We start from the raw sequence: 15,813 nt of genomic DNA, 5'->3' as shown, positions 1-15,813 counted from the left end.
TCTATTTATTTTTCACCAATGCATAAAGAGTTATTACTCTAAAAAAGTACACAAAGTGTATTCAATTGGAACGCACCAATGTACCCATATATATACATTTATATCTAATTTTTCAATTCAGAGCAACGCCTTGTGATACTCGACATCGCTTTACAAAACACCTTAGCTTCTTGTACAGAAGTAAACCCATTGGCAGTTACATAAAATAGGTTTCTCTTGGGATCTCGTTCAGAGACACGTGCTGTGATATGGCTGAACACCAGTGGGTAGTTTTGCCTGATCAGATCAACTCGGGCTTGTACCACTGCGACCTGAGACTGAGCATTTTCCTGTCTCAGGTGCATACCAAGTACAAAGTCAGGCATAATCATATTGGGCGCATCAATCACACCCGATGCTAGCGACGGTGCGACAACCGTATTAGGTATATCGGTCTTAATGCTTGGGTCTGTGGTGTGAGTAACGACCGTTTGAGCTGGTTGTAGATGACTATGAATATCACTCACTTCTGCTTGTGTTGAGAGTAGCTCAAGTAATTGGGTTAAGTCCGCTTCCATATCAGCCAACCTTTCAATGCTGGCTCGATTCTCTTTATAGGAAGCCAACATTGCCTTATGTGCATGTATTGCTTCTTGCTGGGCAAGCTTTTCATCTAGAGACAACTCCGTACCCGCACACCCAACCAAGTTAACCATGATAAAAATTGAAGCAAAAGTTGGTACTACAAACTTTAAAGGCATACAACTCATTCCACCTACACAACAGCTACAAAAATCACATACTAAAAAGCTAATGCATTAGACTGACTAAAAAAGACTGATTTGTCCAATAAAACGGATAAAAAGATGAGTTTAAGCTCAAAAAACGACCAAAAATAGAATGTAAGAGGTTAAAAAACTCTAATCATTAGATTTGAAAACAGCTGGAAAAAGGTGGTACTGACCCTTCTATAACTTATTATTTATCCAATTTTTATAAGAGAGAGAGGTTCCAAACCAAATTGATATGCCGTATACAATAGATAATACCAACCAAATGGCTGAGGTAATTAAGGTTTTACTTGCTGCTATCTCTTTCCCAGAAACAATTAATACAAAGAACATCGCAGAAGAAATAAGGCCCCACTTGAGAATCCCCTCTACCAATACAAAATGCAACATCCCTCTTTTTTCTTGGCTTTTCCATTTACTCTCACTATGCTCATCCCAACTTTTATATAAAGAACAGAACTTTATTAAAAAACCACCTTTCATTTTTCCTCCTAGAAAGTCAAATATAAGGACCTAAAAAGTCTTTTCAATACAGCCAATCAATAAATCAACATGGTGTTTATGAACATCTTAAAAAGCATCACGAGTCATATTCAGAATGACCCGCACATAATCGTTTGCAAAAGGCGTGTAAATTTACCAAAGACCTTGTTAGCTTAAAATAAAACGAGGTCATTGTTGTGGGATAGATGCTCAATTCATACACTCTTTAGAGCATACTGACTACCTTAATATCGGTAATCAGCGCCTAAAAAAACCTACAACCAATATGCCGAACTAGGTAGCCTGTAACTCGCTGCGCAACCAAAATCGATATAGGTCTTTTTTTAATCCAGAAATTTAAACCGAAAACGGATATTGAATCGCATCATGATGCTGATAGTTGGTCACTTCAAAATCATCCAAAGTAACCCAAGTCTCTAAGTCTTCAAACGTTTTAATGTCAGGGTTTATATGAAGCTGAGGTGATTCAAAAGGCGTGCGCTTTAACTGCACATCACGCATCAGCTCAAGTTGATCTTCATAAATATGCGCATTAACAATCTTGTGAAATGCTTTACCTGCTTCAAGCCCTGTGATCTGTGCGACCAACTTCAATAAAGTAAAGACTTGTATCGCGTTAAAGTTACCACCCAACGGCACATCTTGGCTTCGCTGGTAACTATTTAAATACAATACCCCCTCTAAAATAGAGAACTGATGCTGAAACATACATGGGCGCAAACACCCTAAGTGAAACGACCCCGGATGATAAAAAGTGATGATCTCACCACGATTATCGATGCCCTTTGATAAATCATCGATCACTTGTTTAATCAAATCAACACTGCCACCATCTGGCTTTGGAAAGTTTCTGGCTACAGCACCATAAACAAATCCCATATCGTCCTCACCTTTACGATTTGGATTTTTTAACCAGTCTTGGTTTTCATTCGCATTGGCGTTCCAAGTGTTGCAACCAATCTCTCTAAACTGAGCCGCGCTGTCATATCCACGCAAATACCCAAGTAATTCGGCAATGGCAGCTTTCCAAAAGCTCTTTCGAGTTGTATCGAGTGGAAATTCATTTTTATCAACGTGATAGGTTAAATCAGCATTAATAACTGTCAGGCATCTTTTTCCTGTTCTTTTGTTCTCGACCCATTTTCCCTCATCAACAATGCGCTGACACAAGTCTAAATATTGGCTCATTACCTAACCCTATCACTCTACTAAATTCAACTGCGCTATATCATACACTGCATGCCAAAGCTAAACCATCAAATACAGTGTGATAATCACTCACCCACACCTCAAAATAACCTCAATACTCACAGATACAAAAGCGGTGCTCTGTGCACCGCTTTTGAATATCTTGAAGCAATGTAAAAGGCTAACGGATAAACTTATTGAAGCGCTCCACTTCTTTGCGTTTTAATAAACTATAAATTGCCGGTAGCACAATTAATGTCAGCACCACGGCACTCGTCATGCCACCAACCAAAGGCGCTGCGATTCGGCTCATCACTTCAGAACCTGCGCCAGTACCGTATAAAATCGGGAGTAAGCCGACAATAATGGTGATCACTGTCATCATTACGGGCCGAACTCTAAGGCCAGCACCATGCAGTAATGCTGCTTGGTACTCTTCGAGAGAAATTGAAGTGCCGGTCTGCGAAGCCCGTGCTTTGAGAGTCTGAAGTGCTTGATTCAAATACACTAACATAATCACCCCAATTTCCACCGCAACCCCTGCCAACGCGATAAACCCGACACCAACAGCCACAGAAAAGTTGAATCCTTCAAAGTACATCAACCATATTCCACCTATCATGGCCATGGGGAGTGTCACCATAATCATCAAAACTTCAGTCATGGCTCTGAAATTTAGGTACAGTAAAATAACAATAATTGCCAACGTCAGCGGCAGTACATAGGTTAATTTCTCTTGTGCCCTTTGCATATATTCATACTGGCCAGCCCAAGTGATGGAGTACCCTGCGGGTAGGTCTAACTCTTTTGCTAAAAATACTTTTGCATTATCCACATAGGAGCCGACATCAACCCCCACTATATCGATGTATGTCCAGCCATTGAGTCGTGCGTTTTCACTTTTGATGCTCGCAGGTCCTGCATCAATATAAATATGAGCAACATCCCCGAGTGTGATTTGAGCGCCTGACGGTGTCACCAAAGGTAACCTTGCTAACGACTCAGGGGAATCTCGATGATGCTGGGGGTAGCGAATATTCACAGGGTATCGCTCTTGGCCTTCTACCGTATGAGTAATCGTTGCCCCACCAATGGCGCTCGCTACAACCTGCTGAATATCGGAGATATTAAGCCCAAAACGGCTAGCCTGTACACGATCAATATCGACCTTAATATAACGCCCACCAGCAACACGCTCAGAGTAAACCGACGCAGTGCCCTCTAAAGCAGGCAAGATGGCCTCAATTTGCTGGCCAATCTCTTGAATGACTTCTAGATCAGGGCCCGCCACCTTAATACCCACAGGGGTTTTGATCCCCGTTGCTAACATGTCAATACGCGTTTTTATCGGCATGACCCACGCATTCGTTAAACCGGGAAATTTAATCAAGCCATCTAATTCAGCTTTTAAACTTTCAGTTGTCATCCTCTCGCGCCATTGAGACTTTGGCTTTAATTGAATAAAGGTCTCAATCATAGTCAATGGTGCGGGATCGGTTGCCGTTTCTGCTCGCCCTACCTTACCAAATACACTGGCTACCTCAGGAACCGTGCTAATAAGCTTATCTGTTTGCTGCAATAGTTCACGGGCTTTAGCAATAGAAATGCCTGGGTAAGTGGTGGGCATGTACATCAGATCCCCCTCGTCCAATGGCGGCATAAATTCACTGCCAATTTTGTTGACTGGATAAAAGCCAGCAGCCGTTACAAATACAGCCATTACAATCGTACTTTTAGGAAAGCGCATCACCTGTTTAAGCACAGGCATATACGCCGCAATTAACATACGATTTAACGGGTTTTTCTTCTCGGATATCACCTTACCTCGAATGAAGTACCCCATTAATACAGGCACCAATGTAATGGCTAAACCAGCAGATGCCGCCATGGCATAGGTCTTTGTGTAGGCAAGAGGCTCAAACATTCGGCCTTCTTGTGCTTCTAATATGAACACAGGCAAAAATGATACCGTGATGATAAGTAGACTGAAAAATAGCGCTGGACCGACTTCACACGCCGCCTTGGTGACAACTTCCCAGCGGTTTTCATCGGTCAGCGGGGTTTTTTCCATATGTTTGTGCATATTTTCAATCATCACAATCGCCCCATCAGTCATAGCACCGATGGCTATGGCAATACCGCCTAACGACATAATATTGGCGTTAATCCCCTGCAAATGCATGATGATAAATGAGGCTAAAATACCAAGTGGTAACGTAACGACTGCTACTACCGAAGATCTGAAATGAAATAAAAAGACGACACAGATCACCGCTACCACGAGCAGTTCTTCAGCCAACTTCTGCCATAAATTGTCCACGGCAGCTTCAATCAAGTGCGAGCGATCATACACAGTAACCACCTCTACACCTTCAGGTAAAGAGTGCTTAAGCGATGCAAGCTTGGCCTTCACGCCCTCAATGGTCGCTTGTGCGTTTTCACCAGAGCGCATCACCACAATACCGCCCACAACTTCCCCCTCGCCATTGAGCTCAGTAATGCCCCGACGCATTTGCGGTCCAAGACGCACATCAGCCACGTTTGCAATGGTCAAAGGTACACCATTTTCACTCACCCCAAGCGGGATCTGCTCAATATCAGCAATTGCATCGATATAACCTGTCGCCGTGACCATATATTCCGCTTCAGCCATTTCAATCACTGAGGCCCCCGTTTCTTGATTACCTTGCTTCAAAGCAATTTCAATCAAGTTTAAAGGAATGCCATAAGCCCTCAGTTTGTCAGGATCTACTTCCACTTGATACTGCTTGACCATGCCCCCAGTTGTGGCCACTTCAGAAACGCCGGAAACCGTTTGCAATTCATATTTTAAAAACCAATCTTGAATACTCCTTAGTTGGCTCAAGTCATGACGGCCCGTTTTATCTGTCAATGCGTAGATATAAATCCAGCCAACCCCTGTTGCGTCGGGCCCAAGCTGCGGCTTAGCCGAGCTGGGCAAATTGCTCGCGGCCTGATTTAAATACTCCAGCACGCGGCTTCGTGCCCAATATAAGTCTGTATCATCATCAAAAATAATATAGACGTAAGAATCTCCAAAAAAAGAAAATCCACGCACTGTCTTTGCGCCTGGTACAGATAGCATCGCCGTGCTCAATGGAAAAGTAACTTGATCTTGCACCACTTGCGGCGCTTGTCCCGGATAACTCGTTTTTACAATCACCTGTACATCAGATAAATCTGGAATGGCATCTACAGGGGTTTGCTTGATTGAATACAAGCCTCCGAATGTCAAAATCAGCGTAAGTAACAGCACCAAAAATCGATTATGCACTGACCACTTGATAATTGATTCAATCACGTCAGGCTCCTATCAATGGCCAGTATGAGCGTCATGCTCACTGTCGTTAACGCCCTTGATGTCAACGATGACTAACTCGTCTCTGACTTCAAACGTAAACAAAATTTCTTGTGCAACTTTAAAATCGGCGAGTGACAATGAGTCATCCACCAAAAAGTCCATGGTTGCAGCAGCTCTATTCCACTTCTCAATGGCCTCACGACTGATGTTTACCGTGCGCTCATGATGAGAAACATGATTAATCACCCCTTTAACTGTCGCGGTGGGAATGTGTGGCTCCGCCATAATATGTATTCCAGTCACTTGATAGCTACCAGATTCACGCTGAGTCACCTCAAAATGTAATGTTTGCCCCGCTTTTAACACATTGATATCAACCTCTTGTGCCACATCAAAGTCCATCGTCATCTCAGGCCAATTCCATGCTTCAACGGGCCCATGTGTCACATTGATCTGCCTGCTTTGAGCCATTACGCTGTGAATATCCCCCTGCATCCATACCGATTGGGGCTTCTCATCGAGTGTCAGACGTCTAAAGTCAGAACTTTTGCTCGACTCAGAGTCAATCAAAAACTGAGCGGAAGTCACCACAGTCTCCCCTTCATTCAGCCCTGATATAATCTCAAAATGCGTTCTATCGGTGCGCCCTATTTCAACTTCAACAGACTTAAATTGCCCTTCTCCCAATGCTAAAACCACTCGATTCTGTTCGCCCGTTCTAATCACAGACTCTTTTGGTACCATCAGTGTGTTGTTGGTGTTATTCGGTTTTATCTGGACCTTTGCAAACATATTGGGCTTGAGAGTTTTATCCGCATTTGCAAATTTAAGCCTTACTCGCAACGTGCGGTTTTGTACATCCAAGCTGGGGTACACATAATCAACTTGTCCTTGCCACACCCTGCCAGGCAGATAGTCTAATGTCATAGAAGCGGGTATCCCTGCTTGCACTAGGCTTGCTTCGCGCTCAAAGACTTCCGCCTCTACCCAGACATGATCAAGCTGACCTATGCTCATCATCGTCGTGCCAGGCTGTACATAATAACCTTCACGGATCTTGAGATTTTTAACGACACCAGATTGCGGTGTATAAAAAGTGACAGTCTGACGTACTTGCTTGGTTTTTATCAACTGTTCAATAAAATCGGTCGACATTTTTAGCGCGCGTAACCGCTTGCGTGCAGCATCAATCAATTGCTGATCAGCTTGCTTCAGCGCAACCAACATTTCCTTTTGCGCGTTAACCAGTTCAGGCGAATATAAGTCGTAAAGAGCTTGCCCTTGCTCTACTTCATCCCCAATAGCCTTCACGTATAGGTTGTCTACCCAGCCATCGACACGTGGATGAATATGGACCAATCTATGTTCATCATATTGCACATACCCAACAGTATTAATATCTTGCTGCAATGTGCCCAGTGTCACCTCAGCTGTTCTAACCCCGAGATTATTCACAATATTAGGCGCGATGTTTACCACCCCTGGGCCAAACTTATCTTCTCCTTGAGACTCTTCGTATACAGGTACTAAATCCATACCCATCGGTGACTTACCCGGCTGATCACGGCGATAATTTGCATCCATAGGCGCAACCCAGTAAAGCGGCTTTTTCTCATCTGATTGCGCTCTATTTGTGTCCCCCTGAACATCACTGTTACCTTTCATTGTAACCAGTACAGCACCCATCGCTGCGCCAACCAATACAGCCAACAATAGTTTTACAACTGACACTTGCATTATCATTTACTCCCTTTTACTTCAGACCAGCCTTTGCCTTGGTGTAAACCAACTAACAATGCGTTTGAAGTCGCTCGATTCAATACCAACTGCATTAAAACTGCTCCTCATACGTGCTAATTTCAGCAAAAACTAAACTGCGCCCATCAGCCATCAACACTAATATTTGATATGGATGAAAGCGTTGCCCCACCTCCATGCCTGGAGAGCCAAGTGGCATGGCTGGCACAGATAAGCCAATGGCTCCTTTCACTGGCTTTGTAATAAATTGCTTGATGAATTTAGCGGGTACATGACCTTCAAATACATACCCCCCTTCACTCACACCTGTATGACAAGACTGATAACGCGGTAGGATCTGCAATTTGCTTTTAATACTGCCCAAATCAGACAGGTCATAAGTTTGATGGGTGACTCCCTGTTGTGTTAAGTGGGTTAGCCATTTAACACAACACCCACATGTTGAGGTTTTGTATACTTTGAGTAATGGTTGAACTACACCTTGCTGCGCATAAACAGGAGTGTGAAAGTTAAACACGGCAGCAATCAATAATACACCGGCGACAAATTTAAATTTAAACATTCTGGAACTCATTTTATTTTTGAAAAAGCGCCACCATTGTCAGGTCAAAAGTATTTAGAAAACGTTTGTACCATAACAAAAACATCTTAAAGAGGTGGCTAGACAGTAGAAAACCGATTTTTGGGCGCAATAGCCCTAGGGTTAAGCCAGAATGGGGGGTTTATAAACAGTGTTAATATGCTGGTTAGGTGAACCGGTATAAGCAGATACAGGCTTTTCTGTTAGCTGTTTAAATGTGGTAAATACGGAAGACTCACTGATAAAGAGAGAAAAAGGCGCACATAAACTCGTCGGGCACGCACACTCTGTTTCACAGCAATCCATCTCGTTGTCAGCAGGCATAGTGTGATGCATATCGCTGTGCTGGTGGCGCTTTGCAGCGACATCATAGCTGGTTGAGTGTGCAGACATCGTAACTTTTGACATGGGCATGTCATGATCACAGATCATCTGAGCTTGGGCCAAAGGCTGAAACACAGACATCAAAAATACCGTGACTACGAGCAAAAGCTGCAAGGCACTAGAGGCTTTTTTTGATGTAGATGAATAACGCACGTGTTTCAACTTCGTTTGGATTATCTGCCATTACTATAACGCTAAAATGGCCATTAATAAATTATTGTTTGTGTTTAGTGAAACTGAGGCTCCACTAAACACTCAGTTTACATGAATTAAGCAGCTTTAACTGTTTCTCGGCGATGCGCCCAAATCATTAACCCAAGACCACCTATTATCATTGGCAAAGATAGAATTTGGCCCTGAGAGATGATCCCTGCATGCAAACCAATATGTGCATCTGGCTCTCGGAAATACTCAATCGCAAATCTAAAGGCACCATAACCCAATAAGAACAGACCCGCGATACTCCCAGCTGGGCGAGGTTGCTTTCGATACCAAACTAAAATTAAAAAGAGTACTAGGCCTTCAAAAAAGGCTTCATAAAGTTGAGAGGGGTGTCTTGGCACACCACCGGCATGGGCACCCGGGAAAATAACCGCCCAAGGTACATCCGTTTGACGTCCCCAAAGCTCACCATTAATGAAGTTACCAATTCGCCCAGCTAAGAGCCCGATAGGCACCATAGGTACAACAAAATCCCCAACAGCCAAAGGCGATTTATTCGTGCGCCACGCGAAAATGAAAATTGCAGTTATTACGCCCAATGCGCCACCATGGAAGGACATGCCCCCCTCCCATACTTTAAATAGCATGAGCGGATCGGATAAAAAGGAAGAGAAATTATAAAACAGTACGTAACCAATACGTCCACCTAAAATGACACCTAGCATGCCGTAGAACAGCAGATCACTGACTTGATCTTTGGTCCATCCTGAATTGGGCTTTTCAGCTTCTTTATTTGCCCACCACATTGCAAATGCAAAGCCAATTAAATACATAAGGCCGTACCAACGGACACTTAGAGGCCCGACTGAAAAGATAATCGGATCGATTTCTGGAAACTGCAAAGCCATCGCTTTCCCTCAATAAAATAAAATTTTGTCTATATTCATGGTCAATATGAATACAAACACCTTTTTAATTGTTGCTATTGGTCAATTTTGTATCGCTTTCACATTTTTGCAACGCGCAAAGCTAAGAAGTCAGTACCATACCAAATAAACCAGCTAAGTAAACATACCTTAAAAAAACCTGATCACCGTTAACTTTTAACTACGTGACGTTTTCGCAGCATAAAATACCACACATTACTTGCACGTTTATTTACGCAGATTAACGGTGCAGTGGCTGCCAATGCAACACAAAACCTCCCCTCGCCACTCTCATAATGACATAAAGGTAGGTGTCATGTACTTAATACTGAATAGGACTTATAGAGCAATTATGCCCAGAGGATAAATACCTAATTCGCTTCACAGGTACTAATGCAATTACAGGTTGTCCACGCCGCTTTGTGTATAAATGATTTCACCCAAGCCTTGCTCAACGATAAAGTCTTGTAAGTAACGATGTACTTGAATGGCACTGGATGCCTGTAAGCACTGTTCAAGCAGTGCTTCCATATCTTTCACCTTTAATCTTCGCAATACCCATTTAACTTTATTCAATGCCGAAATATTCATACTTAATTTTCGATACCCCATCGCGACAAGTAAAATAGCCCCTTCAGGCTCAGAGCCCAGTTCACCACACAAACTAAAGGGTAGCTCCAGCGATTGGCACTCTGTCGCGATGCGGTTCAAGGCTCTCAATACACTTGGATGATAAGGTTCAAACAGCTTGGCAACACGAGAATTAGCCCTATCTACTGCCAACAGATATTGAGTAAGATCATTACTGCCAACTGAGCAAAAATCGACTTTCTCAGCCCACTCTGGCAGCAAAAAGATGCTGGAAGGCACCTCAATCATTACACCAACTTCTGGCTTATCTATTTGGTAGAATTGGTCTGCCCACTCTTCTTGCAATTCAAAATAAGCTTGTTCAAGTAGGGCCAACGCCTCGTCAACTTCTTCGGTATGACTGATCATAGGCAGCATAATGCGCAAGTTACCCAAGCCCGCATTGGCTTTGATCATGGCTTTCAATTGATCGAGAAATAATTCAGGATGATCCAAAGTAACCCGTATACCTCGCCACCCCAAAAATGGGTTCTCTTCTTCAATATCAAAGTAATCTAAAACCTTATCACCACCAATGTCCAGCGTTCTCATCACCACCGGTTCTGGATGGTACAATGATAAAACCTCTCTGTAACACTGCTCCTGCTCTGCTTGGGACGGAAACTGTCCGCGTTGCATAAACCATGATTCAGTTCGGTATAACCCCACTCCGTCGCTGAATTTAGCGCTGACATGTTCAGACGACAAATCAAGTCCCGCATTAAGCAACAAGCTTATCCGCTCACCATCAAGAGTCACTGGCGGTAGGTTATGCTCGGCATCAAACTTATCATGTAATTGGCTTTCTTTTTGGCGTAGCGCCTCATATTCTGATGACAATACTTTAGAAGGTGAGACGTAGACTCTGCCTGCATAAGCGTCAAGAATTATTTCTTTATCTTCAAATTGCAGCAAAGGCACATTTTCAATCCCCCAAATTGCAGGGATCCCCATTGCGCGAGTTAAAATAGAAGCATGTGAATTGGCCGACCCATGCACACTCACAACCCCCACTAAATTCTCCTTAGGGATGTGGGCTAACATAGTTGGCGTCAGTGTTTCTGCAACTAAAATAGTATGCTCGTGATAAGACTTTGAAACAGACTCCGTACTCACAAGATGATGCAAGACACGCAGCCCTAAGTCGTTTACATCTACGGCTCGCTCTTTGATATAAGGGTCTTGCATCGCCTCAAACTGCTTTACCAAGTCTTCTATCACATGTTTTAGTGCAGACTTAGCATCCCAACCTTGCTCCAACTCCTGTGTCACTTGCAGCCCTAAGCTACGTGCATCTAACAATTGTTGATACACTTCAAATACAGCTAAAGCTTCTTTAGGTAAAGTCAGCGATAGGCGGTTAGCCAGTACATGAAATTCATGCCGAGTCGCCTCAACAGCCTGCTTGAAAAGCCTTTTTTGCTCACTTAGATTATTGTGTTTGCTCGATTCGATACTAGAAAAGTTCAACTTAGGCAAAACAACATACGCTTTACCTAAAGCGATGCCTGGGGTACTGGCCACCCCTTTTAGTACTGAAGTTTTATGATTATTGGCGTCTTGTTTCAGCAAAGTCTGTAGTTCAACATGAGCAAGTTGAGAGGCCAGCTGTGCAGACAAAGTAATGAGAAAAGACTCTTCATCATTACTAAATTCTCGGGTATTTTTTTGTTGAACTACAATCACTCCCAGCACTTTACGCTGGTGGACGACAGGCACAGATAAAAAGGCATGATATCCTTCTTCCTGTACCTCTGGTGAATGTTTAAAACGAGGATGCAGTTGGGCTTGGGCGATATTAATGGTTTCTTCACGCTGAGCAACAAGTCCAACAAGCCCCTCTGTGAAACCTATACGAAATTGCCCTACAGCATCTGGGTTAAGCCCATCACTGGCCATCAATACGAAATTATCTTGACTATAGTCCGCAAAGTAAATTGAGCAACAGTCGGTTTGCATCGCATTTTTAACCATGACAACGAAAAGGTTTAAAGCATCATTTAAATTCTCTTGCTGAGATACCGATTGCGCAATTGACCTTAACGTTGCTAGCACTTTCACATCCTATCTATCGTCTTCGCCAGTGCTCTTTATGATTATGCTCTTTACGATTAAAAGGCATAGCAAATGGAGCAAACTCTTTCATTACTCTTCTGTACACATCTCTTTTGAACGAGACCACCTGTCTAACAGGGTACCAATAGCTTACCCAGCGCCAATCATCAAACTCCGGATGATGCGTTCTAAGTAAATCTACCTCTTCATCTTTACATCTGAGCTTGAGTAAAAACCACTTCTGCTTTTGCCCAATACATACCGGACTAGAGTCTTTACGAATTAACCTTTTGGGCAACTTGTATCTTAACCAATGCTTTGAGCTCGCAACGATTTCTACGTCTTCCGGTCTCAAACCCACTTCTTCGTGAAGTTCTCGATACATTGTTTGTTCAGGGGTTTCACCTTCATCCACGCCCCCTTGGGGAAACTGCCAAGAATGCTGGCCGTAACGCCTTGCCCAAAAAACTTGCCCTTGGTTGTTACATATGACAATTCCCACATTGGCACGAAATCCTTCGGCATCAATCACCTTAGCGCCTCATTCTTATGTCTATTTTATTTGATTGTTCCATATCTGGCTGGCATCAGCAAATATTATTCCTGCTTTTACTCAAGTTACTCACAGCTTGTGCATAACTCTCAGTAAATAAGTAGATTTTACAAACAAATCCACAGAATCAGCGCTAAAACACCAACTTCTCCACAGAAACTGTGGATAATGTTGTTCATATATCTGTATTTATCCAAATCATTGCTTATTAGATGATAAGTAAAACATACAAACCAACCATAAAAACCATTAAAATCATAACCTTAAAATATTCACACCCCACTTTAAGCTGCACAAAATAACAACACCCACACTCAGTACAAAAAACAAACAAATCAACTTAATCCACAATCTCAGGGGGATTCTGTTAAAATACACCAAGATCAAAGTCAATAAATACAAGGCCATGATAAAACCCTCACCACCGACAACCATTCCTGAATTACTACAACGAGTCGAAGCAATCGCAGGGTTAACGCTTGGCGAACTTGCTGCGCAGTATCATTTTAAAAGCCCAGATGACTTACTTAGAGAAAAAGGCTGGCCTGGTCAACTGATTGAATATGTATTAGGTGCCAGTGCTGGATCAAAACCTGTGCCTGATTTTGAGCATATCGGGGTAGAGCTTAAAACCCTTCCTCTCAGTTATGCTGGCAAGCCACTAGAGACCACGTATGTTTCTGTCGTGCCTCTGACCAACCTAACAGGACTCACTTGGCTACATTCTAGCGTCAGAAGAAAGCTTAACCACGTTTTATGGTTGCCCATATTAGCTGAGCGAGACATTGCGCCTGTGGATAGAACGATTGGCAGCGGTTTTTTATGGCAACCTGACTCTCAGCAAGAGGCACAATTACAACGTGATTGGGAAGAACAGATCGAATTAATCGCAACTGGACGTGTAAATGAAATATCAGGTCACCTAGGTGAAGTTATGCAAATCAGACCAAAAGCGGCCAACAGCAAAGCTTTAACTGATGCCATTGGTCCACAAGGGGGGTTAATTAAAACACTACCGAGAGGATTTTATTTAAAAACGCAATTTACACACACGATTCTGCTCAATCAATTTGCGAATTAAACACCCATTTAATTCGCCAATAATCTTATATTAGAAAAAATCTACTACGAGATTACACTTTAACCACTCTAAAGTGATATAACCCTTTTGATACAAGTGAAATCCAATCTCCCGTAGGGCAACTAGATTCATTGTTTTTAAACCACATTGTTACTGTATTTTGAGATGACATAGCTAATAATAATGCACTATACATAGCATTACAGTATTCACCAGTATGGCCATCAGTCACTCCATTTAAGTTACATACTACTGAATTTGTAACTTTTAACGGTGTAGAACCAACACCACTAAATGAGGCGGAAACGTATCCATTAGTTGATAATTGTACATTTGATACTTTGCCAAAGCAGTAATGAGTATTTGTCGCAGATACATTGAAGCTCAATGCTGCGCTTAAGTATAGAGAGGCGATAGTAGAGATTTTTTAAACTTCATTTTAAATATTCCTTATTTATGAATTAGCCAACTGAATTAGTTAACAATGTCCGTACCCATTTTAACAACTAAACAACCAGCTCACAACACCCATCTCATCATTTACAAAACAAAAAAATCCGCTGCATTTTCATACAGCGGATTTATTAACAATAGAAATTAAACTCTACTGACCTTTGATCTCTGAACGACCTTTGTAAACAGCCTTATCACCTAGTGCTTCTTCAATACGTAGTAGCTGGTTGTACTTAGCTACACGGTCTGAACGGCATAGTGAACCTGTTTTGATTTGACCAGCTGCAGTACCTACAGCAAGATCTGCGATTGTTGCATCTTCAGTTTCACCTGAACGGTGAGAAATAACAGCTGTGAAACCCGCGTCTTGAGCCATCTTAATCGCATCAAGCGTCTCTGAAAGAGAACCGATTTGGTTAAACTTGATCAAGATTGAGTTACCGATTTGCTCATCGATACCACGCTTTAAAATCTTCGTGTTAGTTACGAACAGATCATCACCAACAAGCTGAACTTTGTCGCCGATCTTATCCGTTAGGATCTTCCAACCATCCCAATCGCTCTCATCTAAACCATCTTCGATAGATACGATAGGGTAACGTGCAGCAAGATCTGCTAGGAAGTCTGCAAAGCCTTCTGAATCGAATGCTTTACCTTCACCACTTAGGTCATACTTGCCATCTTTGTAAAACTCTGAAGACGCACAGTCTAAAGCAAGTGTTACGTCTTTGTTCATTTCGTAGCCAGCTGCTGCAACGGCTTCTACGATAACTTCTAGTGCTTCTTCATTTGACTTAAGGTCAGGTGCAAAACCACCTTCATCACCTACCGCAGTGTTTAAGCCACGTGCGCTCAGTACTTTTTTCAAGCTGTGGAAGATTTCTGCACCCATACGCAGTGCTTCACGGAAACTTGATGCGCCAACAGGCTGAACCATGAACTCTTGAATATCAACATTGTTGTCAGCATGCTCACCACCATTGATGATGTTCATCATAGGTACTGGCATAGAGAATTGACCTGCAGTGCCATTAATGTCTGCAATGTGCTCATACAAAGCAACGCCTTTCTCTTGCGCAGCCGCTTTAGCTGTTGCAAGCGATACTGCTAAAATTGCGTTTGCACCTAGCTTTTCTTTATTTTCTGTACCATCTAGGTCAAGCATAATTTGGTCAACTGCACGTTGTTCTAGTGCATTTTGACCCTCTAGCGCTTGTGCAATTTCTTTATTTACGAAGTTTACTGCGGTTAGTACACCTTTACCCAAGTAACGAGACTTATCACCATCACGTAATTCAAGTGCTTCGCGAGTTCCTGTTGACGCACCTGATGGTGCACATGCGCGGCCCCAAGCACCCGAGTCTAAATGAACATCGGCTTCAACGGTTGGGTTACCACGTGAGTCCATAACTTCACGGCCAATCACTTTTACGATTTTTGACATCTT

General features: G+C 42.7%; 13 protein-coding genes. 1 reads left to right on the top strand and 12 read right to left on the bottom strand.

Annotated elements, in window-relative coordinates:
* Positions 1-104 precede the first annotated feature (104 nt).
* From JF50_RS05990 to rppH, 10 genes are all read right to left on the bottom strand, one after another.
* Complete coding sequence (locus JF50_RS05990) at positions 105-740, bottom strand: hypothetical protein (protein ID WP_039608523.1); 636 nt, start codon at positions 738-740, stop codon at positions 105-107.
* A gap of 207 nt (positions 741-947) precedes the next feature.
* Positions 948-1,253, bottom strand: a complete 306-nt coding sequence (locus JF50_RS05985) for a hypothetical protein (RefSeq protein WP_039608522.1) — start codon at positions 1,251-1,253, stop codon at positions 948-950.
* Positions 1,254-1,610: 357 nt separating this feature from the next.
* Positions 1,611-2,462, bottom strand: coding sequence for a thymidylate synthase (locus tag JF50_RS05980; RefSeq protein WP_039608521.1), 852 nt, complete (start codon positions 2,460-2,462; stop codon positions 1,611-1,613).
* Between the two features lie 181 nt (positions 2,463-2,643).
* Positions 2,644-5,784 (bottom strand): efflux RND transporter permease subunit, encoded by a 3,141-nt coding sequence (locus JF50_RS05975; RefSeq protein ID WP_039608520.1) that lies wholly within the window; start codon positions 5,782-5,784, stop codon positions 2,644-2,646.
* Between the two features lie 12 nt (positions 5,785-5,796).
* The gene (locus tag JF50_RS05970; RefSeq protein WP_039608519.1) at positions 5,797-7,521 is read right to left on the bottom strand and encodes an efflux RND transporter periplasmic adaptor subunit; all 1,725 of its coding nucleotides are present in this window, start codon (positions 7,519-7,521) and stop codon (positions 5,797-5,799) included.
* A gap of 94 nt (positions 7,522-7,615) precedes the next feature.
* Positions 7,616-8,104, bottom strand: coding sequence for a DUF411 domain-containing protein (locus tag JF50_RS05965; protein ID WP_039608518.1), 489 nt, complete (start codon positions 8,102-8,104; stop codon positions 7,616-7,618).
* Between the two features lie 141 nt (positions 8,105-8,245).
* Positions 8,246-8,659: a hypothetical protein gene (locus JF50_RS05960; protein ID WP_152614466.1), complete on the bottom strand. Its 414-nt coding sequence runs from the start codon at positions 8,657-8,659 to the stop codon at positions 8,246-8,248.
* 116 nt (positions 8,660-8,775) lie between these two features.
* The gene (gene lgt / locus JF50_RS05955) at positions 8,776-9,576 is read right to left on the bottom strand and encodes a prolipoprotein diacylglyceryl transferase (RefSeq protein ID WP_039608516.1); all 801 of its coding nucleotides are present in this window, start codon (positions 9,574-9,576) and stop codon (positions 8,776-8,778) included.
* 417 nt (positions 9,577-9,993) lie between these two features.
* The gene (ptsP, locus tag JF50_RS05950) at positions 9,994-12,279 is read right to left on the bottom strand and encodes a phosphoenolpyruvate--protein phosphotransferase (protein WP_039608515.1); all 2,286 of its coding nucleotides are present in this window, start codon (positions 12,277-12,279) and stop codon (positions 9,994-9,996) included.
* Between the two features lie 13 nt (positions 12,280-12,292).
* Positions 12,293-12,811: an RNA pyrophosphohydrolase gene (gene rppH, locus JF50_RS05945; RefSeq protein WP_039608514.1), complete on the bottom strand. Its 519-nt coding sequence runs from the start codon at positions 12,809-12,811 to the stop codon at positions 12,293-12,295.
* A 427-nt stretch (positions 12,812-13,238) separates the two neighbouring features.
* On the opposite strand from rppH, the gene mutH reads away from it, so the two are divergent.
* On the top strand, positions 13,239-13,913 hold the full coding sequence (gene mutH / locus JF50_RS05940; protein WP_419177497.1) for a DNA mismatch repair endonuclease MutH: 675 nt from the start codon (positions 13,239-13,241) through the stop codon (positions 13,911-13,913).
* Between the two features lie 52 nt (positions 13,914-13,965).
* Here the strand turns inward: mutH and JF50_RS05935 are convergent, their stop codons facing one another.
* Entirely contained in the window at positions 13,966-14,301 is a 336-nt protein-coding gene (locus tag JF50_RS05935) for a hypothetical protein (protein ID WP_039608513.1), read from the bottom strand.
* A 216-nt stretch (positions 14,302-14,517) separates the two neighbouring features.
* Positions 14,518-15,810, bottom strand: coding sequence for a phosphopyruvate hydratase (gene eno / locus JF50_RS05930; protein WP_039608512.1), 1,293 nt, complete (start codon positions 15,808-15,810; stop codon positions 14,518-14,520).
* Positions 15,811-15,813 lie beyond the last annotated feature (3 nt).

It is taken from the genome of Pseudoalteromonas luteoviolacea (assembly GCF_000814765.1).
GTDB classification, from domain to species: Bacteria; Pseudomonadota; Gammaproteobacteria; order Enterobacterales; family Alteromonadaceae; genus Pseudoalteromonas; species Pseudoalteromonas luteoviolacea_H.
The sequence above is the reverse complement of the archived record's forward strand: the minus strand, read 5'-3'. Positions and strand labels throughout refer to the sequence as shown.

Coding starts and splice junctions, on each gene's coding strand:
- JF50_RS05990 (WP_039608523.1), bottom strand. CDS start 740: ATGCCTTTAAAGTTTGTAGTACCAACTTTTGCTTCAATTTTTATCATG.
- JF50_RS05985 (WP_039608522.1), bottom strand. CDS start 1,253: ATGAAAGGTGGTTTTTTAATAAAGTTCTGTTCTTTATATAAAAGTTGG.
- JF50_RS05980 (WP_039608521.1), bottom strand. CDS start 2,462: ATGAGCCAATATTTAGACTTGTGTCAGCGCATTGTTGATGAGGGAAAA.
- JF50_RS05970 (WP_039608519.1), bottom strand. CDS start 7,521: ATGCAAGTGTCAGTTGTAAAACTATTGTTGGCTGTATTGGTTGGCGCA.
- JF50_RS05965 (WP_039608518.1), bottom strand. CDS start 8,104: ATGTTTAAATTTAAATTTGTCGCCGGTGTATTATTGATTGCTGCCGTG.
- lgt (WP_039608516.1), bottom strand. CDS start 9,576: ATGGCTTTGCAGTTTCCAGAAATCGATCCGATTATCTTTTCAGTCGGG.
- mutH (WP_419177497.1), top strand. CDS start 13,239: ATGATAAAACCCTCACCACCGACAACCATTCCTGAATTACTACAACGA.
- eno (WP_039608512.1), bottom strand. CDS start 15,810: ATGTCAAAAATCGTAAAAGTGATTGGCCGTGAAGTTATGGACTCACGT.